The sequence below is a fragment of the Candidatus Competibacter phosphatis genome (assembly GCF_012939995.1).
Taxonomy (GTDB): Bacteria; Pseudomonadota; Gammaproteobacteria; order Competibacterales; family Competibacteraceae; genus Competibacter; species Competibacter phosphatis.
Map to the genome: position 1 here is coordinate 1 of NZ_SPMZ01000042.1, position 21,712 is coordinate 21,712.

Consider the following 21,712-nt stretch of genomic DNA (forward strand, 5'->3'; position numbering starts at 1 on the left):
ACTAATTAAGGTATAGTGGGAAAATCTTTAGGCAAATACCGCCATTGACAACCCGTCTTGTTCAGGTAAAAAATGGCATTTATCACTTCGCGGAGATCGACTTTACGGGGCCGACCTGTCGTATAAGGATCGGCTTTTTTTAAAATCGGCTCCAAGATTTCCCATTCTTCATCTGTCAAATCACTGGGATACCTCTTACCAGGAATTTCTTTTGGCCAAGCCATGCAGCACCTCGAATAGAATCTCTGAAATTAAAATAATCGCCGGATTTTGGCTTATTTTATCAAAAATACTATAATAATATCAATGTGTTAGTTTTTGTACAGCTTCTAACCACGCAACAAATCAAACCCATCTCCAGCTTGGACCGGAAAACCGCTACCGCTTTTCTTCAAGCTTGGCACGTTCCCACAACCCATCCATCTCCACCAGCGTCGATTCCACCGGAGTCCGGCCAACTTCCATCAGCCAGCTTTCGACTTGCCGAAATCGGCGCTCGAACTTGGCGTTGGTACCACGGAGGGCCGCTTCGGGATCGAGATGAAGGTGGCGAGCCAGATTGGCGACCGCGAACAGCACGTCGCCCAACTCATCGGCCAGGCGCTCCGGCGCGGCATTGCTGGCGATTTCATGGCGGATTTCGCCGATCTCTTCCGCGATCTTAGCCAGCACCGGTTCCAATGCGCCCCAGTCGAAGCCGACCTTGGCGGCTTTCTTTTGCAGCTTGACCGCTCGGGTCAGGGCCGGCAGCGCCAGCGGAACGCCATCCAGCGCACCGGTCGGCGGCGCGGTTTTTTCCGCCGCCTTGATCCGTTCCCAGGCGGCGGTTTGCTCGGCGGCGTCGGCATAACGCTCATCGCCGAAGACATGCGGATGGCGGCGAGTCATCTTGTCGGCGATGCCGCGCGCCACGTCGCTGAATTCAAACCGCCCTTCCTCGCGGGCGATTTGCGCATAGAACACCACCTGAAACAGCAGATCGCCCAGTTCGTCACGCAATTCCGCCCAATCCTCGCGGGCGATGGCGTCGGCGACTTCGTAGGCTTCCTCAATGGTGTGAGGGACGATGCTGGCGTAGGTCTGCTCGCGATCCCAGGGACAACCTTGTTCCGGGTCACGCAGCCGGGCCATGATCTTGAGTAACTGTTCCAATTCGTGCATTGCTCGCTCTCGCCGCTAATTCGCGCCTACCCTACCCGCCGCCATGGATCGAGGCAAGCAACCCGATCTCAATCCCGCAGGCGGAAGGTAATCGGAATCTGCGCCACCATCCGTTCCGTCGGTGGCGACTGGAACCGCCAACGTGCCACCGTCCGTTGCGCCTCCTGATCCAGCAACTCATAACCACTGCTGCGCGCGATGCTCACCGCCTCGACTCGGCCGGTGGTGTCCACCGTCAAGCGCAGTAACACCCGGCCTTCCTCGCCACGGCGGCGGGCCAGCGAAGGATAGCGTGGCTGAGGGTTACCCGGCAGCGGCCGCAACTTGGCCTCCATCGTCGATGGAGCACCGCCAGCTCCCCGAGATGCGGATGCGCCGCTCACCGCGCCATTCCCCAGTCCACCGCCGCCGGGCATGGATGAAGGCGAGGCCGGCGTGGATTGCGGATGATGGGCGGCAAGCCGAACCGGCGGGTCCTGGGCCGGTTCGGCGGGTTGGATTGACTTCGGTTTAACCGGCTTCGGTTTAACCGGCTTCGGCTTGACCGGTTTCGGCTTGGCTACCGGACGGATGGGTTCACGGGGTTTAGCGACCTTCGTCGCGACTACCGAACGGCGTGGCTCCGGTGGCTCCGGCTTGGATTCCGGTTTGCTCGGCGCGGCTTGGGGAACCGGCACGATTTCGGCGACGGATGCCGGAACCGCAGGTGGCGCGGGTGCGACTGGACCGGGCGCGGCGGCGGGTGGCGCTGCCGGTGGCGACAACAGGCTGATCTGAATCGGCGCGGCCAGTGGCGCAACCGGCGCACGCCAGGCGATCGGAACCTGAGCCAAGGCCAGATGCAGCAGCACCGCTAGCAGTACGGCGACCGTCAGTCGCGCCGAATCCGCTCGGCCGGGCAGCGAGCTATGCATCGCCGCTCTCCTCCGCCACCAACCGTCGCCACGGCAACACGTAGCGCTGGTCTTCGTGCTCGCCGCGCAGCGCCGTCACCCGGTATGCTTCGGCCAGATGCACGGCCGACAAGACCTCGTCCGCCGGTCCGCGCGCCACCAGTGCCCCCTCGCGCAATAACAACAACTCGTCGCAGAATCGTGCCGCCAGGGTCAGATCGTGCAATACCACCACCAGCGCCGCGCCACTGTCGGCGTAATCGCGCAACAACTCCATCACCCGCAGTTGGTGATAAGGGTCCAGGGCAGCCACTGGTTCGTCGGCCAACACCAGCGGCGCTTCCACCGCCAGCACCCGCGCCAGCATCACCCGCGCCCGCTCCCCGCCGGACAGGGTATCGAACGGCCGTTCGGCCAACTCGGCGATGTCGGTGCGCTGCATCGCCTCCTCCACCGCCAATCGGTCGGCGGCGACGGGCGTGCGCCACGGCGCCAGATGCGGCAACCGCCCCAGTTCGACCAGCCGGCGCACGGTCAGCGGCCAGTGGGCGATATGGCCCTGCGGCAGGTAAGCGAGAACGCGAGCCCGTTCGCGCCGACCCAGCGTCGCCAACGGCCGCCCCCGCAATCGCACGCTGCCGCGAAACCGTCGCAATCCGGCCAGCGCCGCTAGCAACGTGGTCTTGCCCGCGCCGTTGGGACCGATCAGCGCCAACAGTTGACCGGCGGCGGCGCGCAGCGAGACCTGGTTCACCACCGTTCGGCCGCCTAGATCGACGCTGATCCGTTCCGCTTCCAGCAGCGTCATGACAGTGTCCGCCGGCCGCGCAGCAGCAGGTGCAGAAAAAACGGCGCGCCAATCAAGGCGGTGACCACGCCCAGCATCAACTCCTGCCGAGTCGGGACCAGTCGCACCAGCAAATCGGCCGCCATCAACAACACCGCGCCAGCCAGCGCGCTGGGCAGCAACAGCCGACCGGGCTGATGACCAAGCCAGGGTCGCAATAGATGCGGCGCGATCAGTCCCACGAAGCCGATGGCACCGGTCACCGCCGTGGCCGCGCCCACCGCCAGCGCGGTGCCGCCGATCACTTGAGCACGCAGCCCACCCAATCCGATACCGAGACTACGAGCGGCTTCCTCGCCCAGAGTCAACGCGTCCAAGCCACGCCCGGCACTGAGCAGCAACACCCAACCCGCCGCCATGAACGGCGCCGCCAACGCCACATCATTCAGTCCGCGATCGCGCAGCGAGCCGAGCAACCACAACACCATCTCGCTCAACGCCAGTGGGTTGGGCGCTAAGTTCAAGGCCAGCGAGGTCAGCGCCACCGCCAAGCTCGACACCGCCAGCCCGGCCAGGATCAGGCCGAGCGGGTTGGGATCGCGGGTCGCCAATACCGCCAAGCTCGCGGTGGCCAACAGCGCACCGCCCAGCGCGCAGAGTGGCAGCGCCCAGGCCGAAACCTGCGCCAACCCAAAGTACAGCGCCAGCACCGCGCCCAATCCGGCGCTGGCCGACACACCGAGAATACCGGGTTCGGCCAGCGGATTGCGCAACAGCCCTTGCAGCGCCGCGCCGCTCAAACCCAGCGACGCACCGACCATCCAGCCCAGCACCACGCGCGGCAGTCGGATCTCCAACACGATCAGGGCCAGCCGTTCGTCGCCGCCGATCAGTCCGGTCAGCACCTGCCATGGCGACAGCGGCAAAGGTCCCAGCAGCAACCCGGCCAGCGCCAGACCCGTCGCCAACACCGCCAGCACCACGATCACCCGTCGGCCACGCCGGACATCGGCATCCACGACCCGACTCATGGCGCGGGCTCCGTCGGCAGACGCTCGGCGATATAGGTGGCGGCTTCGGCCAGAAACCAGCCGCTGCACGCCCAATAGCGATCCGGCACGGCGATGACCGGCCGCCCCGCCAGCAATCGGCGGAACACCGGGTGATGGGCGAAGGCCATGCGCCGGCTGTCGCCGCCCTGATCGAAAAAGCCCAGCACCACCAGATCCGGCTGGGTTTCCGCCAATTGTTCCAGATTGAAGGAGCCCCAGCCGTTCAGCCCCAGCACCGTGGCCAAATTGCGCGTACCGGCGGCTTGCAGTACCGCGTCGATGAAGGTACCGGCGCCGGCGCTGCCGCCGTCGGGCAGAAAGTAGGCCGCCAGCGGTGGTGCGACGCGGCGGCGAGCCGCCCACCGCGCCAAGTGCTCCAACTGCGTCCGCATCTCGGCGACACGCGCCTCACCCTGTTCGGGACGGCCGAGCACGGCGGCGATGGCGCGAGTGGTGTCGGCGATCTCCTCCCAACTGTTCGGCAGCGGGATCGAGATCACCCGGACTCCGAACCGGTCCAGCCGCGCGGCGGTTTGCAGCGGCATCCAGCGGTCGGTCAGCACCACTTCGGCGCGTAGGGCAATCAATTCCTCGCTGCTACCGCGATGGATCGGATAGCGGGCAGCCTCGGCGGCGAACAGCGACTGATTCGGGTTGGTGGCGGTGGCGGAGACGGCGACGATCTGCTCCGGGGCGGCCAATCCCAGCAGGTATTGGTCAGCGCACAAGGTGAGCGAAGCGGCGCGCGGCGGGGCCGCGAAAACCGCCGAGGTCGCCAGCGTCAGCGCCAGCGCCAGCGCCGCCGCGATCAAGCGTCCGCACACCGCCATTCTCTCAAAACTGATAGCGGGCGCCGACATAGATCCCGCGCTCGACGCCAGCGTAGCCAAACACCTCTTCGTATTGCTCGTTGAACAGGTTGTCGACCCGTCCGAACACTTGCCAGTGATCGTCCACTCGGTAGCGCGCCGCCAGATTGACCACGGTGAAACTATCCAGCATCACCGGGAAACTGGCGAAAGTTTCCGAGTCGTAAGCCAGATCGGTGGCCGAACCGCTGTAACGCACCGCCAAGTTGAAATCGGCGCGGTTGTCGAAAGCCCGGTAGTTCAGGTTGAGGCTGGCCTGATTGCGCGGACGGCGGGGTAACTCCTGACCCTGCGGATCTTCGGTATCGGTGTAGGTGTAGGCCAAGGTGGCACTGAGATCGGCGGTCAGATTGGCGCTGGCGCTGAGTTCGACACCGCGACTGGTGCTCTCGCCCGGCAGATTGACCACCGAGCGCCCGGCGCCGATGATGATGTTGTCGATGCGGTTGTCGAAGACGGTCAGATCCAGACGCAAGCGTTGGTCGAACAGCGCTTGTTCCCAGCCAAAGTCGTAACCACGACTCGTTTCCGGCTGCAAATCAGGGTTGCCCTGAAAGTCGCCGGAGTAGCCGAACAACTCGGTCAGGGTCGGATTCTTGACTGCGGTGCCGTAGCTGGCGTGCAACCGGCCGCCGATGTCCGGCCACAGATAGGCGGCGGTCAATCGATAGGTATTGGCATCGTCGAAGCGGTCGTTGAAATCGCGACGGAAACCGGCGGTCAGGAACAGTTGCTCGCTCAATCCCAAGCTGTAGTGCAAGCCAACCCCGGTATTGCGGATCGAGTTGCTGGCGAAATAGGTGCTGTCCGCTTCGTCTTCCTTATCCTTGACCAGGAAGGTCAGGGTGTGCTCGGCGTTGGGCGTGGTGAAGAAATAGTTGCTCTGGTAATCGATCTGGTTGGAGTGGGACTTGCCGTCGAAGGTCTCGACCCCGGCGTCTGTGGTCTTACCGTCCAGATCGTAGCGGCCGACACCGAGCAGGTGTTCCCAGGCGCCGCCGAGCAGGCTGAACTTGCCTTGCAGACGTAACAGGTTCTGCCGATTATCGGCACGCTCGTCGCTGTCCACCACCGGCCGAATATCGCCACCGAGGAAGGCGTCGAAGTCGTTGCGGCTATCGGTGTAGCGATCGATCAGACTGAGTTCCATATTGTCGTGCGGACGGACGCTGCCCTTGAACAGCGCGGTGCCGATGCGCAAACCATCGTCCTCGCTGTTGCCGCGCCAAGCGCTGCCGGACGACCAACCGTCGGTGTTGAGCCAACTACCGCTGAGCAAGGCATCGTAGTGATCGTCGCTGGCGCCCAGACTAGCGCTGGTTTGCCAGGTCGAAAAGCTGCCGCCTTCGAGCCGGGCGCTGGCCTGGACAGGCTGCTCGGCGCGGCGGGTGACGATGTTGATGACGCCGCCGATGGCGGAGTTACCCCACAGCACGCTTTGCGGACCGCGCAGCACCTCGATGCGCTCCACCGCCACATCGAGCAGACTGTTGAAATCGAAAGCGCCACCGTCGGGATTGTTCACTTCCACGCCGTCGATCAGCACCAAGGTTTGGTTGGACTCGGCGCCGCGCAGATAGACCTGAGTGATGCCGCCGGCGCCGCCGCTGCGGCTAACCGTAACGCCGGGCACGTCGCGCAGAGCGTCGGCGACCACGCGGATCTGTCGCTGCTCCAGTTCTTCGCCGGTGATGACGGTGATGGCGCTGCCGGACTGCTCAGCGGGTATCGGTACTCGGGTGGCGGTGACCACCATCTCCGGTAGTTCCTGCTGAGCCATCGCGCTGGTAGCGGCCAACAGGGTAAACGTTGCGGCCGGCGGAACCAGACGGCGGCGAGTAATGCGACTACTGTGGTTGTCGTGATGATGCATGAGGCGAACGCGCTCCCTGAGAGTCATCGTGATGAACCGGCCGTGCCGGTTCGCCGTCCGTTGGAAAACGCGCGATCGCCACCTGGCGAGACCAGGGCGAAAGTAAAGAGAGATTGGCATCCTCGCCGGGCGAGGGCACCGGGTCTGCCGTCACGGCGAGCGCTCGGTTTCCCGCATCGCCAAACGGTGGACCGTCCCGCCGAAAAAACCCGTTCGGCGGCCAGGCGATACTGAGACGGCAGGTCTCCTGGCTGGCGGGTCATCGCCGGGCGTTCGGCCTTCCCAGTTGCCCAGTGGCCTTGCTTGAACGCTGGCTTGCCGCTCACAGTTGCGGGAACAGCCGCGGCTGCGCCCGGCTGCGCCGGTGCGTCCGCGTTCCCTATTAATCCCCCGAGGGGGAACCGTCCTGCTTATAGCTTAACGTTGCGCGGGAATCGCGGCAAATTGACCTCCGCCGCGCCGCCGCTAGCGCGGGCCGCGCCGCTTGCCGGCCCCGCAGGGGCTGCCTTGGGTAAAGGCCCGTGCCGGTCGCCGATCCGGCGTCGGTTTGGATGAATCCCCTCGGGTTCCTCCCTTTTTCAAAAGGGGGACAAAAGGCTTGGAGCCATCGGCGCGCGGCGGCAGGCCGGTGTGCTGGGTCAGAAAGGTCTGCGGGCCATGCTTGCGGCCGGCGCGCTGGCCTTCGCCGCCGCCCAGTCCCGTACCAGCCGGTTGCCAAAGTGGAATCAGATGGCGTTTGCCGTTGCCGATCAGATCGGCGCGGCCCATGCGCTTGAGCGCCTCACGCAGCAGTGGCCAGTTCTCGGGATCGTGGTAGCGCAGAAAGGCCTTGTGCAACCGCCGCTGCTTCAGTCCCTTGGGGGAAACCACGGTCTCGCCCCGGTCGCGATGGATGCCTTTCAGCGGGTTGCGCCCCGAGTGGTACATGGCGGTGGCCAGCGCCATCGGCGAGGGCAAAAATGCCTGCACCTGATCGGCGCGAAAGCCGTTGCCCTTCAACCACAGGGCGAGATTGAGCATGTCCTCGTCGCTCGTACCCGGATGAGCGGCGATGAAGTAGGGAATGAGATATTGCTCCTTGCCCGCTTCCTTCGAGAATTTCTCGAACAGCGCCTTGAAGTGGTCGTAGGCGCCCATGCCCGGCTTCATCATTTTCGAGAGCGGCCCAGCTTCGGTGTGCTCCGGGGCGATCTTGAGATAACCGCCGACGTGATGGGTGACCAGCTCGCGCACGTAAGCCGGATCGCGCACCGCCAGATCGTAGCGCACCCCGGAAGCGACCAGCACTTTCTTGACGCCCGGCAATGCCCGCGCCTTGCGGTACAGGTCGATCAGGGAGGAATGATCGGTGTTGAGATTGGGGCAGATGTCCGGGTGGACACAGGACAGTCGGCGGCAATGCTGTTCGATGTCCACCGACTTGCAGGCCAACCGATACATGTTGGCGGTGGGCCCGCCCAGGTCGGAAACGACACCGGTGAAGCCCGGAGTCCGGTCGCGGATCTCTTCGATCTCGCGCAGGATCGAACCTTCCGAACGCGACTGGATGATGCGACCCTCGTGCTCGGTGATCGAGCAGAAGGTACAGCCGCCGAAACAACCGCGCATGATATTGACCGAGAACCGGATCATCTCGTAGGCCGGAATGCGGGCGCCACCGTAGCTCGGGTGCGGGACGCGGGCATAAGGCAGATCGAACACGGCGTCGAGTTCCGAGGTGGTCAACGGAATCGGCGGCGGGTTGAGCCACACGTCGCGGTCGCCATGACGCTGGATCAAGGCGCGGGCGTTGCCGGGGTTGGTCTCCAGATGCAGCAGGCGCGAGGCGTGCGCATACAGCACCGGATCACTTTTGACCTGTTCGTAGGCCGGCAGGCGGATGACGGTTTTGGCGCGGTCGTGGCGCGGCGGGCGGGAATGGAAAGTCGGCGCCACCCCTGGCGTTGCTCCCGTTGGGAGCGCCCTCACCCCCAACCCCTCTCCCGGTGGGAGAAGGGAGTAAGGGTCGGGATGCGGTTCCACCGGTCCGGGTCGATCCAGTTCGGTCGAATCAATTTCCAGCCAGCCCTCGGGCACACCCTTGCCGATGAAGGCCGTGCCGCGCAGGTCACGCATGGCTTTGGGATGCTCACCAGCGGCGGCGCGATGGGCAATTTCGACGAGGGCACGCTCGGCGTTGCCATACACCAGTAGGTCGGCTTTCGCATCCAACAACACCGAACGGCGCACCTTGTCCGACCAGTAGTCGTAATGGGCAATGCGACGCAGGCTGGCTTCGATGCCGCCGATCACGACCGGCGCGTCGGGATAGGCCTCGCGGCAACGCTGGCTGTAGACGATCACCGCCCGATCCGGGCGCTTGCCGCCTTCGTCGTTGGGGGTGTAGGCGTCGTTATGGCGCAAGCGTCGGTCGGCGGTGTAGCGATTGACCATCGAATCCATGTTGCCGGCAGTGACTCCGAACAACAGATTCGGTTGACCCAACGCCCGGAAGGGCTCGGCCGAGGTCCAATCCGGTTGGGCAATGATGCCGACCCGGAAACCTTGCGCCTCCAGCAGGCGGCCGACAATGGCCATGCCGAAGCTGGGATGATCCACGTAGGCGTCACCGGTAATTAGGATGATGTCGCAGGAATCCCAGCCGAGTGCATCCATCTCGGCGCGCGACATCGGTAGGAAGGGCGCGATGCCGAAGCGGGCGGCCCAGTAGCGGCGGCGGGAAAACAGGTGGGGAGCGGTAAGCATCACAGTCCGGGCGGCACGAGCCGCTGGATAGCCGAGAAAAGAGGTCGGGAATTATACGGGGCTGGGCGGCGGATGTCGCGTCCAGCCCAGCAAGCGCCGACAAAACCACTGAGCAATACTAAAGTCATAGAAACAGATCGGTGACAAAAGGTATTCCCGTCATAAAAACACCCACCAAAATCGCTGCCCCTTCCCCACCCGAGCAGGAGAACCTGCGGCTGGTTCACGAACTGCAGGTCCACCAAGTCGAGCTGGAAATGCAAAACGAGGATCTGGCACGGATGCGCGACCAGCTCGGACAAAACCTGGAACGCTACGTCGATCTCTACGACTTCGCGCCGGTTGGCTACTTCACCCTGACCGACGACGGAACCATTCGTGAAGTCAACCTGACCGGTGCGACGCTGTTGGGCCAGGAGCGCGCGCGCCTGATCGGGCGAAGATTGGGACTGTTCGTATCGACGGCAACCTTGCCCGCGTTCAACACCTTTCTCAATCAGGCGCTGGCGGGAACGTCCAAGGCATTCGGCGAGGCGGGCCTATGCCTGGAAGGATTGTCACCCCGTTACCTGTCGTTGGCGGGTGTGGGCCTAAACACCGGTAGCGAGCGATTGTGCCGCGTCGCGGCGCTGGATATCACCAAACATCACCGGATGGAAGTAGCCCTACAGGCCAGCGAAGCCCGACTGCAAAGCATCCTGCGCGTCGCTCCGGTCGGCATCGGTGTGGTCCGCAACCGTATCCTACAGGATGTCAACGACACGCTGTGCCGCCTTACCGGGTATACCCGTGAGGAACTGGTTGGACGCAGCGCGCGCCAATTCTATCTTAATGATGAAGATTTCGACTGGGTCGGGCTGGAGAAATATCGGCAGATCGTCGAACAAGGCACCGGCGCCGTCGAAGTCCGCTGGCGCCGCCGGGATGGCACCAACATCGATGTCATCCTCAGCTCCGCGCCGCTCAATGCCGCCGATTTGGCTCAGGGCGTCACCTTCACCGTGCTCGACATCACCGAGCGCAAACAGGCCGAGGAACTACTCAAGCTCAGCGAAGCGCGCTACCGGGCCATCGTCGAAGGACAAACTGACCTGGTGTGTCGCTGCCTGCCGGACGGCACGCTCACCTTTGTCAACGCTGCCTACAGCCACTATTTCGGCCGCTCGCCGGAAGACTTACTAGGCACCAACATCACTCTCTTGATCCCCGACGCCAACCGGGCCGAGGCGTTGGCACGGATTGAAAGCTGCGACGCCGCGCATCCCCGCGACACCCAGGAACATCAGGTGGTGCGCGCCGACAGCGCGATCCGCTGGATGCAGTGGCACAACCAAGCCATCCTCAATGACGACAACGCCCTGATCGAAATTCAAGGGATCGGCCGTGACGTTACCGAGCAGCGGGCGATGAAAATCGAACTGCAACGGCTCGCCACCACCGACCTGCTGACTGGTCTTTTCAATCGACGCTACTTACTGACGGTGCTGGAAACCGAGATCGAACGCGCCCGTCGCCATGGCCGACCGCTGGCGTTGATTCTGTTCGATCTCGACCACTTCAAGCAGATCAACGACACTTGCGGCCACGATCAAGGCGATCAGGTGCTGCAAGCAATCGTGGCTCAGGTACAGGGGCGGCTACGCCGCAGCGACGTGTTCGCCCGCTGGGGCGGCGAGGAGTTTCTGATCCTGGCCCCGGAGACGACTGGACCGGACGCCGTGGCGCTGGCCGAAACCCTGCGCACCGCCCTGCGCGCGCTACCCCGCCCTGAAGGCGGGTCGATCACCGCCAGTTTCGGGGTGACCACCTACCAGCCGGAGGAAACACTGGATCAATGGTTGAAACGGGCGGACGTGTGGATGTACGCCAGCAAGCGCCAAGGCCGCGACCGGGTGAATGGGGACGAGGTTAACGTACCGTAATCACAAAGGCCGACATTGCGCCGGCCCTTTGCGAATCTCACCAACACCTATCCTTGGTGTAGGAACCACCAGTTACGTTCTTGACACCGGTATCGGTCAAAGTTAGTGTTCCACAGGGATCCCCGCTTTGCGCACCTTTGGGAGCCGCCTGAAGGGTATACGAGTTCTGGGCTACAGCCGAAAGGGTAATGTCGTAGTACTTCGCACCCCCCTCCTTGGGAGATTCGACCAAGCCGGAACCAAGAAATTGCGTGGCATCAGTCACGACCGTCCCCGCCCGATTCTGATCGTAGCGGTTATTTTCCGTGTAAAACCGCTCCATCCACTGGCTAGCTTCCTGCAATACACCCTTGGCATCGGCCCGCCGTGATTTGCGAACACTGTCCTGATAGGAGGGGTAGGCGATGGCGGCCAAGATGGCAATCACCGCCACCACGATCATCAACTCAATCAGAGTGAAGCCCTTACCGTGATATTTGGACATATCTAAGTCTCAGCCTATGAATAGTCCCGTTCCCAATACTATGAGAGCGATCAAAATTCATGATCAAAGTCTGGCAAAATCAGCGTAGTTGCCTCCAAGATTGTCTACCAACAGTGGCACCGTAATCTTCCGCAGTGACCTCAAGGCTGCCTTTCACTGTTTTAATACAATCCTTAGTGCATTGCTTGGTCCCACTGGTATATTTATATTCAATACCACCACCTGGGGAAGGGATAATACCAGGGGTTTTGATAATACCCACCTCCGACTGCTTTCCCGAAGCTGCAACCGTTACGGTTAGCGGACCCCCATTAGGTCCACCTGTCGGTAAAGTGACCACTTGTGTATCCTGACTATCAACCTTCCAGTCACCATTAAGGTCAAATGTTTTCGCTAGTCGCTTACCTGTTGTCGCTTCAAGTTCCATCAACCAGCTTGTCCCACCAAATTCACAAGGCTCAAGACTGGGAATCACAGTAGTAAAAACAATGCGGTTACCAGGCCTCAAAACTGGAACCGCGACAACTCGCTCCCCTTGGGCGGTGGCTACACCTCCGATGGGTACAGACGGTTTCACCAAATCAAGGTACCAACCTTTGGCAGTGCCAGTATAGTCAACTTCATTATCGGTTGTAATGCGAATATTAAAATCGCCAGCAACTAGCTCCGTAATAATCGTTTGGGCGACTAGATCACTGCGTGTTACTTGGGTGTTATTATCCCAAACCACATAAAAAAGTTTGTACTGTGGGTGGAGTCGGCGATGCATTGACTAGTTTATCATCAAAATCGTTATCCCCTTCCACAAAATACCGCCCAGTGCCAAAATAAACCAAGACACCACCCGCCGGATTTTTACCCACTTGAGGCTTGGCAGTAATAGGCTGAATGACATTATTAGCATCTTTAGCTACAAATAGTGGCTTTGGACTGGCACCATTCATAAAGGCCACCCCCCAATTGCTGGTACTGCTGTCGCTGACATCGAATTTCCATAAATTGCCCTGTAGATCACCAGCATAGACAGCATCAACGATACGATCATCGTTGACATCAACCGCGATTGGAGTGGAAAGCCCATTGAGCTGAGTTGCAGAACCTACCTTGGTGTCAATGGATTTGATCAGATGGCCAGTTTCGGCGTCAATAATGTATAATACAGCCTTTTGGCTGGTGCTGTTATATCCATTGCCAATAATTACAGCCCATTTACCGTTTGCCATGCGAACCACGGATGGTTGTGAGAAAGTATAGCCAAGGTTATTGGCAAAACCCGCCTGTGAACTCGTATCAGTTAGGTCGCTTGCATTTGGACTATTAAGCGTATTGATTTCCCACAAAATATTGCTCTTGGTAAACGTATCAGGATTGGTTACATCCAAGGCAAAGATGCCTTTACCGCCAGCTCCCAAGGTACCCGCCAAGACGGTATGCCAGGCACTTCCGAAATAAACATCGCCGGCCCGTGGCGAACCATCGATAAAGTACTTATGGGTATAATCGGGTCTAGTGAGTGATCGTAAATCACTTTCTCCTGTTTGAATAGTTTGGCTGATGATCGTGGTATTCGGTACATAGGCAAGGATTTCCTTGCCTCCATCGGCGGAATCTGTCGCATCGAAGCCGTGTAAAAGACCATCGTTGGCACCGACATAAATCATTTTACGGCGGTTGGCATAGCTGCTGCTGCTGCGATAGGTCAAGTAGGCAGCACCTTCCGGATTGGGTAAAATGTTGTAGCCAAAGTTTTCAATGCCTACAAACCAAGGATCGGAGTTAACGATATCGCCCAATTTAAGATGTTCATCTACTCCCACACCAGAATCATTCTCTACCGTTACGGTACGACTACGATAGGGGCCAGATGGAGCTTCTTCACTGTCGTCGCCTCGTAAATAATTCAGGATTAAACTTTCCGTACAGCTATTATCATCAAAGCATTCTTTATCAAGAAGTGCTTTCTGCGAATCACTTAATTCATCCCAAGCAAATTCGATACCTTTGGCAGTCATCAAATCAGGATCATATGAGAAAATCTTACGGTCATCTGGATTGGGGAATTTATCAGTCACATCCCAAATCTGATTACCAATACTTCCCTCCGGATTGTTCGGATCATCGAAAAACAGCGAGTAGGCAAACATACGACCAGTCCAATTTTCACTGTTGAACTGCGCTTGATAAACCAGAGAGCTGGTTTCTAAACGAGTCGAGTTTGTGGTAACCGCTGTCGATGATCCTGTTTCTTTCGCTACCTTGATCACGTCCGCCAAAATATTGTTCAAGGATTCTTCCAACTTGGCTGGATTTTTTACTTGATTAAATCCATCGGGAATCTTCTTGGAGTCGTTATCGGCATTCCATTCACTCTCCAAATCTGGTTCATTGTTATTGTTTTCGTCCTTGAATGCACCGTATTTAGCGGCGTAAAAGAGAGGGTTTTCTAAAAGCTTACCAGTTGACGTGCCCACAAAATAGGTTTGGGTATCTGGTTCACTAACCCCACTAGGCAAGTTCGCACCCACATTAAAATTCTTGCCGCCGGGGCGAAGAACGGGCAACTTGACACTATCAGTTGTACTACCTGTAACGGTATAGCCAAACCTTAAGGTATGCCCTGCTTGAGTTTGAATTACACAGTTCGTTACTGCAAGCTGATCACTTGTAACTGAAGGCCAAACAATCGGTTGATAAGCGCTAATCGTAGTGGGGCATGTCACCGTTAGATTATTGCATGCCGATCCCACACAGAAAGAAAGCCTTTCAATGCCATCCATATCATAGTCATTTCCCCAAGTCGAATCTTCCCAGTTCACCATGAAACTGCCTGAAACTAGTTTCCTGTCAGCGCCGCTACCTACATAGTTTAACTGTTCAACGGTGAGATCCGTCATGCTGCACACACGCCAACCTGTTGAAGCTGCCGTTGCGGTCGAAGAACTATTCGCTTCACAGGAGGGGAGTAATGTTACTGTGCCATCCCCTACTGGGATTTCAAATCTTGGCAAACTTTCAGCCAAAGCAATAGTATAGGTATCGATTAATTGTTTGCCTTCTCGATCGGAACGAAGATCATTTACATGGGCATCATAGGCCAACCCCGCAATTTGGTAACCTCCTTCCAAACTCGGAACCTCAGGACAAACCCCTTTAGCATTTGCCAGCCCGCTTAGAGTCTTAGCAGTACACTGATTGTTGCTAATGGTACCATTGCTACCAATCAAATAACTTCCACTAATTCCTTCCTGCGTGCCCACCTCATTGGTTTTTGTGGCAGCATTAATGCTAAGGTCATTACTCAACTGGTCGGTATCAAAAGAATTCAAACCTGTCGAAATAACGATAGCAGTGTTGTATGCGCACCACTCCCCTTCAGGCATGGGATCTGACCAAGTAACCTGCGGTAATGAGGGGATAAAAGTTGAATCGTTGGCATTGAAAGCAGATGTAGGAGATGTTTTGCCACCCAAGTAACGTAGCGCTTCCAAATAGATTTCACTTAAAGGATTACCCCAATCGACACATTGGCCATCGGTAAAACTCAAAATTCCAGGCGATCCGCAACTATTCTGATATGTTTTCGTACCAAAGTTATAACCACTAATTCGAAAACGGTTGAGAGTGTTAATAATTCCAGCATCAGTGGCCCCTTGATTTAGAAACCGACCTGTATCTTTATCAAAATTCATTCAACGATGCCGTTGCAGTAGGGTTACCACTAATCCGACTCAGATTACGTCGCAACACACCACCCGATTTATTTTTCGCATAACTGCCAGTCATTAATCCGAATCGAACTGAAATAGCACCAGGTTTTCCATATTTTTGAAGTAAGCCAGTCGGCTTTTTATTACTGCCATAAGCCACACAATTCTCTTCTTCAAGGCCGGAAACGCATACCTTAACACGAACATTTAGACCTGTATCATGACCCGACGATACTAAATTACTTGAATTACCTGGCTGAGTGCCAGAACCCCATTGACATTGAGTTACCTCTGAAGCCGCCCAACGCGGCCATTCACCACTAGCAACTCGCATGAGTGGTGGATACGTACTAGTATTTATATCCTTTGAAACTCCAGCACCTTGGGTTAAATTGCAAATAGAAATGGATGTCTGAGAATAAGGCGTAAATTTCCGCATATCAGTCGTGGAGGTGGTAAATACTTTGGCAAACGAATGCACATCGTAAGGCAGTAGCACTCGCTCCAAAACAGTTTCCGTAGTGGAATCTGTTGATCGATACCCGCCATACAGTACCTTACGCACTAAATCCATGCGCGTCATGGTTGCCCAGTTCAAAAAAATTCCCGCTCCATTCACCAGTACCTCCGCAAGCATGTAAACCTTCATTTGGCACTTCACGGCTGGGTTCAAAACGACTATTGGTATAGGTATAACACTTATTACTGTCGAAGTAGCCTGAATAATTGACTTGGTCGTTATAAGTAGTATCCAGCGAACCATCTTCATCAAGATCAGAGTAATCGGTATACGCTTTAATATAAAGCTGATGATCGCGCGACATTACCAGCATGACTCGTGGATCAACGGCATTGGTCAGAAAAAAGTGGGTTCTGATCGATAGTAAGACCTTGCGAATAGCCATTTGTAATGCCTAAACTGGCTAAAAGAGTCATCGTTAGAAAAACCGACTTAATCACATGCCCTATTGCATTCTTCATGGCCATCTCCAACGGAAGACTAACGTTTATAAACCGACTGCACCATCACTACAGCGTTGGTTGTACCACCAACACCACGAGCGGTGACCCGGATATAATTTGCATTGATCGGCACACCTGCTTCCAAACTCTGCGTGGGTTCTGGCACCTTCGGAAGTTCTTCAAGAACGTAAGCCGTACCTGCGGCAACACTAGAAAAATTTGTAGTACTGTAACTCTTAACATTCCCCGAGGTTTGCCACCAAGTATCATCATCTTTATACCAACCATGCGGAACCAAATTATCTGGCTGATACAAACCATTGGCATTATTGAACGATGGCAAAACAGAGGCCGCACCCAAAAATTCCTCTCCCGACCTTAAAGCAGATTCCGCCACCTGGAAAGCCAGATTCCGATCACGCATGTTCCCTGCCATCTTCTCTTCCATGGAAGTGGTTTGCATCCCGGTTACACCGATCATGGTCATAACAAGCAATATGAACAATCCGACCACGAGCGCGCTACCCCGCTGCCGGGCAAATCTTTGCATGGATATTTTTTTTCATGATTACCCTCTCAATCAAGGCAATCGGTTACGGACACCGACGGTCGTGGTGAATGTTCGCGCCATGCGTCTATCCGTGACGCTTTGATTATCGAACGAATAGGTTCTCGAAGTTAAGGTGAGATTATCGCTAGGTGAACGCGCCTGTAAGGTAATACGAGCGCTAACAACATTTGCAAAATTAACCTGATCAGCAGGTAAATAGCGGTTTGGCGAACGGTCGCTATCAGTATCTTCGCCATACAAAAATTTGCAAGTCCTCAATACCTTCCACTAATTCAAGAGGGTTGGTACCCCCAGTGGCAACAAGATTGTTCAAACGCCATAGTGCAGGAGCTCCACTTTCCCCGGCTCGGATAAAATATGTGTAGGATCGCAGTTTATATACCTCAGCATCTTGTCGATAAATTTTACTTATTTGGTTGCCAGTATTAACGGTGTTATCATGGGCAATCGTTTGCGAATCAGTTCCGTTTGACACGCTTGATCCTCTAAACAGATCAATTCTTTGACAATCTGATATTAATATTAAATCACCTGCCTGTAAATCACAGGAATTGGGGTACATAATTTGAATATTGGCAGAATCAGAAGCCATATCTGCCTTCAAATTGCCACCACAACTCTCCCCAAAATCAATCCTGATAATATCGGTTCCTTTAATTACATGATTCGGTGAACTCATACTGCTTAAAGTAGTTGGTAATGTAGGGGACCAATTGGAATTATTGCTTTCATAACCGGTCACAGGGATATTTAAATTAACATCTCCTGGTGAATTAGCGACTACATTGGGTATGGCATTTGACACACATCCCATATATCCAGAAATACGCAAATCCCGTTGTAGCAGATCCATGGCATAACGCGCATTTTCCTGGATTCTCGATTGCCCTTCCTGTATACGGTAGCTTTGCTTACTACTGATATAAATCTGTATAATACCAGCTATAAGCATAAAACTAAGAACCATTGCCAGCATCATCTCAATCAGCGTTAAACCCCGCGCACGATAATAAAATGGCATTGGTTTCTTCATGGCTGGAAACTCGTTGAAAAGCGCTTTAGGTCGCCGCTGCGGTCGTCATCCCACCAAACCTTGATCGCATAGGTATTGCCTGTATTACTGCAAGCAGGGAGGGCAGGGGTGCCGTCATCAGGTGTGCTATCAATACATACTATACCCACCCCTCCAGGTAATTGGTCGCCCAGTGTACTAGTCCACTCAAACATATCGTGCTCAGCCATTTCAGTAATGCTACAACCATCAGTTGAAACACATTTAGATTCTTCGTTAGCGGTTAGATTGTTGTAAGCACCATCGCGAAAACCGACTGGGTTTGCGCGCATCCTGTCCGCAATATCGTAGGCCAGTAAAGTTGCTTGAGAGCGCATATAGGCGCTTTGGTTGTTTTTTTAAACCAAAAACTTGCAATCCAGCCAACCCTAACAAGCCGATCGCAAGAATTATTGCGGTGACTAATACTTCCAGAAGAGTAAAACCGCTTTGCTGCTTGATCATTTGCAGGCTCATGAGCATGTTGCCTCCGCTGTTCTCGCACGCCCCCCCACCACTAATAACAATTTGAAATGCCTTAGGTGCTATACACACTGTTAATGTCCCCATTTGGAGACCACCAGTAGTTAGTCGAGTCATGCCATCGGCGGTATAAGAAATATAATTGAGGATGTTGGTATTTCCTGTCAGGCTAATTCCTGTAATGGTGTTATAAACCCGAACAATTTGTTCGCCACTATCCACAGTAGCATTACCGTTAGGATCAGTAAAGACAATCCACCCTTGCTGATATCCAACGCTGCCAATATTACAGGAGGTTCCATTTGAACTTTTGCAAAGCGTTACGCGAACACCTCGTTTGATGGCTTCTGATCGCGTTAAATTAAGCGAACTGATAAAATCATTCACCGTAGTGGCCAGTCGGTTGTTACGAATGGTATCCTGAAACATTGGGATACCAAGAGTCAGGACAATTGCCACCACAGCCATAGTGATCATGAGTTCAATGAGGGTAAAACCTGATTTTTTATTCATGGCCTACATGACCTTTTTTTGCATTGTTTAACTATAAGCCTAGTTGAGGTCAACCGGATGGAGCGCCGGGACGAGCGGTTTGGTTTTCGCGACGAACGGGGACCGCCACGAAACGCTTGGTTGGGATCAGAGTCGGACCCCAAGAGTTGGACAGGAATTGGGACCTGCTAAGTGAAATCTTCTGACTCGCACGAGAGGGAGAAGTCGGGCTGACAGGTTCAGACTCGGGATAGTGCTTCGACCGTGTCCATGGAACTCGACAAAGCTCCATGATTACACGACAACTGAGGGGAATAGGGATGTGCAGCGAGACTGCGCACTCAATGGGGCCGCATTCAAGCCATAACCTTAATCGCGCAGACCAGCTTAAGCTTAGCCGCAAGCATGCCAACTTGAAGTCAACAACAGCGGTGAACCAGCAAGCCTATTAGATTGATTTTAGACCCGCGCACACGAGACGCCATGCCTTGAATCATGGCTAACCGGTTCATTTGGCGTCCCCAAGGGGATTCGAACCCCTGTTACCGCCGTGAAAGGGCGGTGTCCTTGGCCTCTAGACGATGGGGACAGAGAGAAAATGCCGCCGATGAAAGGTAACGGATAATGATGGTGGAGCCAGGCGGGATCGAACCGCCGACCTCCTGCATGCCATGCAGGCGCTCTCCCAGCTGAGCTATGGCCCCAATCGGCTAAGGTCGCGAACTTTAAAGTACTTCCCTTGTTCTGTCAACCCTCGATAAACGCCAGTGCTCGCTCAATGCGAGTCAGGCTCCGGCGCCGGCCCAACAACTCCAGTGTCATGTCGATCGGCGGCGAAATCGCCGTGCCCGACACCGCCACTCGCAGCGGCTGCGCCACCTTGCCCAGTGCCAACCCACCCGCCTCAGCCACCATCTTCACCGCTTCGTGGATCGGCCCGGCCCGCCACTCCGACAACGCCGTCAGCGCCTCGTGCAAGCGCCGTAGTGGCTCCCCAGCGGCGGTGGTCAGGTGCTTGCTCGCCGCCTTGGCGTCGTACTGTTCGAATTCCCGGTAGAGAAAAATCGCGGCTTGCGCCATGTCGTGGAGAGTGTCGGAACGCTCGGCGAACGCCTGGACCACATCCGTCAACTGTGGTCCCTCACTGGGATCGATTCCCAACTGGCCCAGGTGCCAGCTCAAATGGCGGGCGACATGGATCGGATCCAAGGTCTTCAGATAATGCTTGTTGAGCCAGATCAGCTTGGAAGGATTGATCGCCGATGGCGCCTTATTACAGTCGTCGAGATCGAACAGTTCTGTCATCTCGTCTAGCGAGAAAATTTCCTGATCGCCGTGCGACCAACCGAGCCGCACCAGATAGTTCAGCACCGCTTCCGGCAGATAGCCCATGTCACGGTACTCCATCACGCTGGCGGCACCATGACGCTTGGACAGCTTTTGGCCATCCGGTCCGAGAATCATCGGTACGTGAGCGTACCGTGGGGCCAATGCACCCAAGGCTTTGAGAATGTTGATTTGCCGAGGCGAGTTGTTGATGTGGTCGTCGCCGCGAATGACATGAGTGATACCCATATCCATATCGTCCACCACCACGCAGAAATTGTAGGTGGGCGTACCATCGGCGCGGGCGATGATTAGATCGTCGAGCTCGGCGTTCTGGAACACGATATTGCCGCGGATCAGATCCTCGACCACCACCTCGCCGTCAACAGGATTCTTGAAGCGCACCACCGGTTCCACGCCCTCGCGCGGCGCTCCCTGATAATCGCGATGACGACCGTCGTAGCGTGGCTTGATCTTGTGCGCCATCTGCTCGGCGCGCAGTGCCTCCAATTCCTCCCGGGTGCAATAGCAATAGTAGGCCTTGCCTTCGCGCAGCAACTGTTGCAACACCTCCCGGTAGCGGTCGAAACGCTGGGTCTGGTAGAACGGCCCCTCATCGTAATCCAGCCCTAACCAGTTCATGCCCTCCAAAATGGCGTTCACCGCCTCCGGTGTCGAGCGTTCCAGGTCGGTATCCTCGACGCGCAGCACGAAGGGTCCGCCATGCCGACGGGCGTACAGCCAGGAAAATAAGGCGGTGCGAGCGCCGCCGATGTGCAAGTAGCCGGTGGGACTGGGAGCGAAGCGAGTCTTAACCATGGCGGCTCGTCCAAGGTGCGAAATCGAAGGAAAAGGGGCGGTCTAGCTTTTTTTGGGCTTGACCGGCCGCTGCCAGTGGGCCACATCCTTGCGCGGGGCACGCGTCAGGCACAGGCTGCCGTCCGGCACGTCGCGGCTAACCGAGGACCCCGCGCCCACGGTGGCACCCTGGCCGATCCGTACCGGCGCCACCAATGAACTGTTGGAGCCGATGAACGCATCGTCGCCGATCAGAGTCTTGTGCTTGTTGGCCCCATCGTAGTTGCAGGTGATAGTACCCGCGCCGACATTAACCCGCGTGCCGATCTCGGCATCGCCCAGATAGGTCAGGTGGTTGACCTTGGAACCCGAACCGATGCGGGTCTTTTTGGTTTCGACGAAATTACCGATATGCACACCCGCCGCCAGTTGGGTCTCGGGCCGCAAGCGGGCGAAAGGTCCGATCTGTGCCCCAGCGCCTACTTCCGCCCCTTCGACGCCAACAATGCGACAGAATTTCGACACCGTCGCCGAT

At 56.6% G+C, this 21,712-nt stretch carries 19 protein-coding genes, 2 tRNA genes, 2 pseudogenes and 1 riboswitch; of the genes and pseudogenes, 1 reads left to right on the top strand and 22 read right to left on the bottom strand.

Going from position 1 to position 21,712, the window contains the following annotated elements:
• Positions 1-17 precede the first annotated feature (17 nt).
• From E4P82_RS14295 to E4P82_RS14330, 8 genes and pseudogenes are all read right to left on the bottom strand, one after another.
• Positions 18-224, bottom strand: a pseudogene (locus tag E4P82_RS14295) (transposase); the annotation flags it as partial.
• A gap of 154 nt (positions 225-378) precedes the next feature.
• On the bottom strand, positions 379-1,161 hold the full coding sequence (mazG, locus tag E4P82_RS14300) for a nucleoside triphosphate pyrophosphohydrolase (RefSeq protein ID WP_169249519.1): 783 nt from the start codon (positions 1,159-1,161) through the stop codon (positions 379-381).
• A gap of 68 nt (positions 1,162-1,229) precedes the next feature.
• On the bottom strand, positions 1,230-2,075 hold the full coding sequence (locus E4P82_RS14305) for an energy transducer TonB (protein WP_169249520.1): 846 nt from the start codon (positions 2,073-2,075) through the stop codon (positions 1,230-1,232).
• Positions 2,068-2,862 carry an ABC transporter ATP-binding protein gene (locus E4P82_RS14310; RefSeq protein WP_169249521.1) on the bottom strand — a complete coding sequence of 265 codons (795 nt, stop codon included), beginning with the start codon at positions 2,860-2,862 and terminating at the stop codon, positions 2,068-2,070. The genes E4P82_RS14305 and E4P82_RS14310 overlap by 8 nt, the downstream gene beginning before the upstream one ends.
• Entirely contained in the window at positions 2,859-3,872 is a 1,014-nt protein-coding gene (locus tag E4P82_RS14315; RefSeq protein WP_169249522.1) for a FecCD family ABC transporter permease, read from the bottom strand. The genes E4P82_RS14310 and E4P82_RS14315 overlap by 4 nt, the downstream gene beginning before the upstream one ends.
• The gene (locus tag E4P82_RS14320) at positions 3,869-4,753 is read right to left on the bottom strand and encodes an ABC transporter substrate-binding protein (RefSeq protein ID WP_169249523.1); all 885 of its coding nucleotides are present in this window, start codon (positions 4,751-4,753) and stop codon (positions 3,869-3,871) included. Before E4P82_RS14320 ends, E4P82_RS14315 begins: the two co-directional genes overlap by 4 nt.
• Positions 4,728-6,635: a TonB-dependent receptor plug domain-containing protein gene (locus tag E4P82_RS14325; RefSeq protein ID WP_169249524.1), complete on the bottom strand. Its 1,908-nt coding sequence runs from the start codon at positions 6,633-6,635 to the stop codon at positions 4,728-4,730. Before E4P82_RS14325 ends, E4P82_RS14320 begins: the two co-directional genes overlap by 26 nt.
• Positions 6,636-6,855: 220 nt before the next feature.
• Positions 6,856-7,056, bottom strand: a riboswitch (cobalamin riboswitch).
• A 44-nt stretch (positions 7,057-7,100) separates the two neighbouring features.
• Positions 7,101-9,380 (bottom strand): YgiQ family radical SAM protein, encoded by a 2,280-nt coding sequence (locus E4P82_RS14330; RefSeq protein WP_169249525.1) that lies wholly within the window; start codon positions 9,378-9,380, stop codon positions 7,101-7,103.
• A gap of 140 nt (positions 9,381-9,520) precedes the next feature.
• On the opposite strand from E4P82_RS14330, the gene E4P82_RS14335 reads away from it, so the two are divergent.
• Entirely contained in the window at positions 9,521-11,302 is a 1,782-nt protein-coding gene (locus E4P82_RS14335) for a diguanylate cyclase (protein ID WP_169249526.1), read from the top strand.
• Positions 11,303-11,339: 37 nt separating this feature from the next.
• On the opposite strand, the gene E4P82_RS14340 is transcribed toward E4P82_RS14335, so the two are convergent.
• The 14 genes and pseudogenes from E4P82_RS14340 to E4P82_RS14405 all read right to left on the bottom strand — a co-directional run.
• Positions 11,340-11,786 (bottom strand): type IV pilin protein, encoded by a 447-nt coding sequence (locus E4P82_RS14340; protein WP_169249527.1) that lies wholly within the window; start codon positions 11,784-11,786, stop codon positions 11,340-11,342.
• A gap of 79 nt (positions 11,787-11,865) precedes the next feature.
• On the bottom strand, positions 11,866-12,555 hold the full coding sequence (locus E4P82_RS14345; RefSeq protein WP_169249528.1) for a pilus assembly protein: 690 nt from the start codon (positions 12,553-12,555) through the stop codon (positions 11,866-11,868).
• Entirely contained in the window at positions 12,503-15,475 is a 2,973-nt protein-coding gene (locus E4P82_RS14350; protein WP_169249529.1) for a pilus assembly protein, read from the bottom strand. The genes E4P82_RS14345 and E4P82_RS14350 overlap by 53 nt, the downstream gene beginning before the upstream one ends.
• Positions 15,465-16,091 (bottom strand): hypothetical protein, encoded by a 627-nt coding sequence (locus E4P82_RS14355; RefSeq protein WP_169249530.1) that lies wholly within the window; start codon positions 16,089-16,091, stop codon positions 15,465-15,467. The genes E4P82_RS14350 and E4P82_RS14355 overlap by 11 nt, the downstream gene beginning before the upstream one ends.
• Positions 16,051-16,398, bottom strand: a complete 348-nt coding sequence (locus E4P82_RS14360; RefSeq protein ID WP_169249531.1) for a hypothetical protein — start codon at positions 16,396-16,398, stop codon at positions 16,051-16,053. Before E4P82_RS14360 ends, E4P82_RS14355 begins: the two co-directional genes overlap by 41 nt.
• A gap of 95 nt (positions 16,399-16,493) precedes the next feature.
• On the bottom strand, positions 16,494-17,006 hold the full coding sequence (locus E4P82_RS14365; RefSeq protein WP_169249532.1) for a pilus assembly PilX family protein: 513 nt from the start codon (positions 17,004-17,006) through the stop codon (positions 16,494-16,496).
• Positions 17,007-17,036: 30 nt separating this feature from the next.
• A complete protein-coding gene (locus E4P82_RS23730; RefSeq protein ID WP_420887120.1) occupies positions 17,037-17,285 on the bottom strand; it encodes a PilW family protein in 249 nt (82 codons plus the stop codon).
• The gene (locus tag E4P82_RS14375) at positions 17,248-18,060 is read right to left on the bottom strand and encodes a prepilin-type N-terminal cleavage/methylation domain-containing protein (protein WP_169249534.1); all 813 of its coding nucleotides are present in this window, start codon (positions 18,058-18,060) and stop codon (positions 17,248-17,250) included. Before E4P82_RS14375 ends, E4P82_RS23730 begins: the two co-directional genes overlap by 38 nt.
• Positions 18,057-18,416 (bottom strand): hypothetical protein, encoded by a 360-nt coding sequence (locus E4P82_RS22250; RefSeq protein ID WP_312915164.1) that lies wholly within the window; start codon positions 18,414-18,416, stop codon positions 18,057-18,059. The genes E4P82_RS14375 and E4P82_RS22250 overlap by 4 nt, the downstream gene beginning before the upstream one ends.
• Complete coding sequence (locus E4P82_RS14385; RefSeq protein ID WP_246327596.1) at positions 18,316-19,074, bottom strand: GspH/FimT family pseudopilin; 759 nt, start codon at positions 19,072-19,074, stop codon at positions 18,316-18,318. The genes E4P82_RS22250 and E4P82_RS14385 overlap by 101 nt, the downstream gene beginning before the upstream one ends.
• 492 nt (positions 19,075-19,566) lie before the next feature.
• Positions 19,567-19,642: transfer RNA gene (locus E4P82_RS14390), tRNA-Glu, on the bottom strand.
• Positions 19,643-19,681: 39 nt separating this feature from the next.
• Positions 19,682-19,757, bottom strand: a tRNA-Ala gene (locus E4P82_RS14395).
• A gap of 43 nt (positions 19,758-19,800) precedes the next feature.
• Positions 19,801-21,198 carry a glutamate--tRNA ligase gene (gene gltX / locus E4P82_RS14400; protein WP_169249535.1) on the bottom strand — a complete coding sequence of 466 codons (1,398 nt, stop codon included), beginning with the start codon at positions 21,196-21,198 and terminating at the stop codon, positions 19,801-19,803.
• A 42-nt stretch (positions 21,199-21,240) separates the two neighbouring features.
• Positions 21,241-21,712: pseudogene (locus tag E4P82_RS14405) on the bottom strand (DapH/DapD/GlmU-related protein); the annotation flags it as partial.

Excerpts from the sequence above, each read along its gene's own strand:
- gltX (WP_169249535.1), bottom strand. The coding sequence starts at position 21,198 with ATGGTTAAGACTCGCTTCGCTCCCAGTCCCACCGGCTACTTGCACATC.
- E4P82_RS14310 (WP_169249521.1), bottom strand. The coding sequence starts at position 2,862 with ATGACGCTGCTGGAAGCGGAACGGATCAGCGTCGATCTAGGCGGCCGA.
- E4P82_RS14305 (WP_169249520.1), bottom strand. The coding sequence starts at position 2,075 with ATGCATAGCTCGCTGCCCGGCCGAGCGGATTCGGCGCGACTGACGGTC.
- E4P82_RS14340 (WP_169249527.1), bottom strand. The coding sequence starts at position 11,786 with ATGTCCAAATATCACGGTAAGGGCTTCACTCTGATTGAGTTGATGATC.
- E4P82_RS14360 (WP_169249531.1), bottom strand. The coding sequence starts at position 16,398 with ATGGCTATTCGCAAGGTCTTACTATCGATCAGAACCCACTTTTTTCTG.
- mazG (WP_169249519.1), bottom strand. The coding sequence starts at position 1,161 with ATGCACGAATTGGAACAGTTACTCAAGATCATGGCCCGGCTGCGTGAC.
- E4P82_RS14325 (WP_169249524.1), bottom strand. The coding sequence starts at position 6,635 with ATGCATCATCACGACAACCACAGTAGTCGCATTACTCGCCGCCGTCTG.
- E4P82_RS14315 (WP_169249522.1), bottom strand. The coding sequence starts at position 3,872 with ATGAGTCGGGTCGTGGATGCCGATGTCCGGCGTGGCCGACGGGTGATC.
- E4P82_RS14320 (WP_169249523.1), bottom strand. The coding sequence starts at position 4,753 with ATGTCGGCGCCCGCTATCAGTTTTGAGAGAATGGCGGTGTGCGGACGC.
- E4P82_RS14350 (WP_169249529.1), bottom strand. The coding sequence starts at position 15,475 with ATGAATTTTGATAAAGATACAGGTCGGTTTCTAAATCAAGGGGCCACT.
- E4P82_RS14365 (WP_169249532.1), bottom strand. The coding sequence starts at position 17,006 with ATGCAAAGATTTGCCCGGCAGCGGGGTAGCGCGCTCGTGGTCGGATTG.
- E4P82_RS22250 (WP_312915164.1), bottom strand. The coding sequence starts at position 18,416 with ATGCGCTCTCAAGCAACTTTACTGGCCTACGATATTGCGGACAGGATG.
- E4P82_RS14385 (WP_246327596.1), bottom strand. The coding sequence starts at position 19,074 with ATGAATAAAAAATCAGGTTTTACCCTCATTGAACTCATGATCACTATG.
- E4P82_RS14345 (WP_169249528.1), bottom strand. The coding sequence starts at position 12,555 with ATGCATCGCCGACTCCACCCACAGTACAAACTTTTTTATGTGGTTTGG.
- E4P82_RS14330 (WP_169249525.1), bottom strand. The coding sequence starts at position 9,380 with ATGCTTACCGCTCCCCACCTGTTTTCCCGCCGCCGCTACTGGGCCGCC.
- E4P82_RS14375 (WP_169249534.1), bottom strand. The coding sequence starts at position 18,060 with ATGAAGAAACCAATGCCATTTTATTATCGTGCGCGGGGTTTAACGCTG.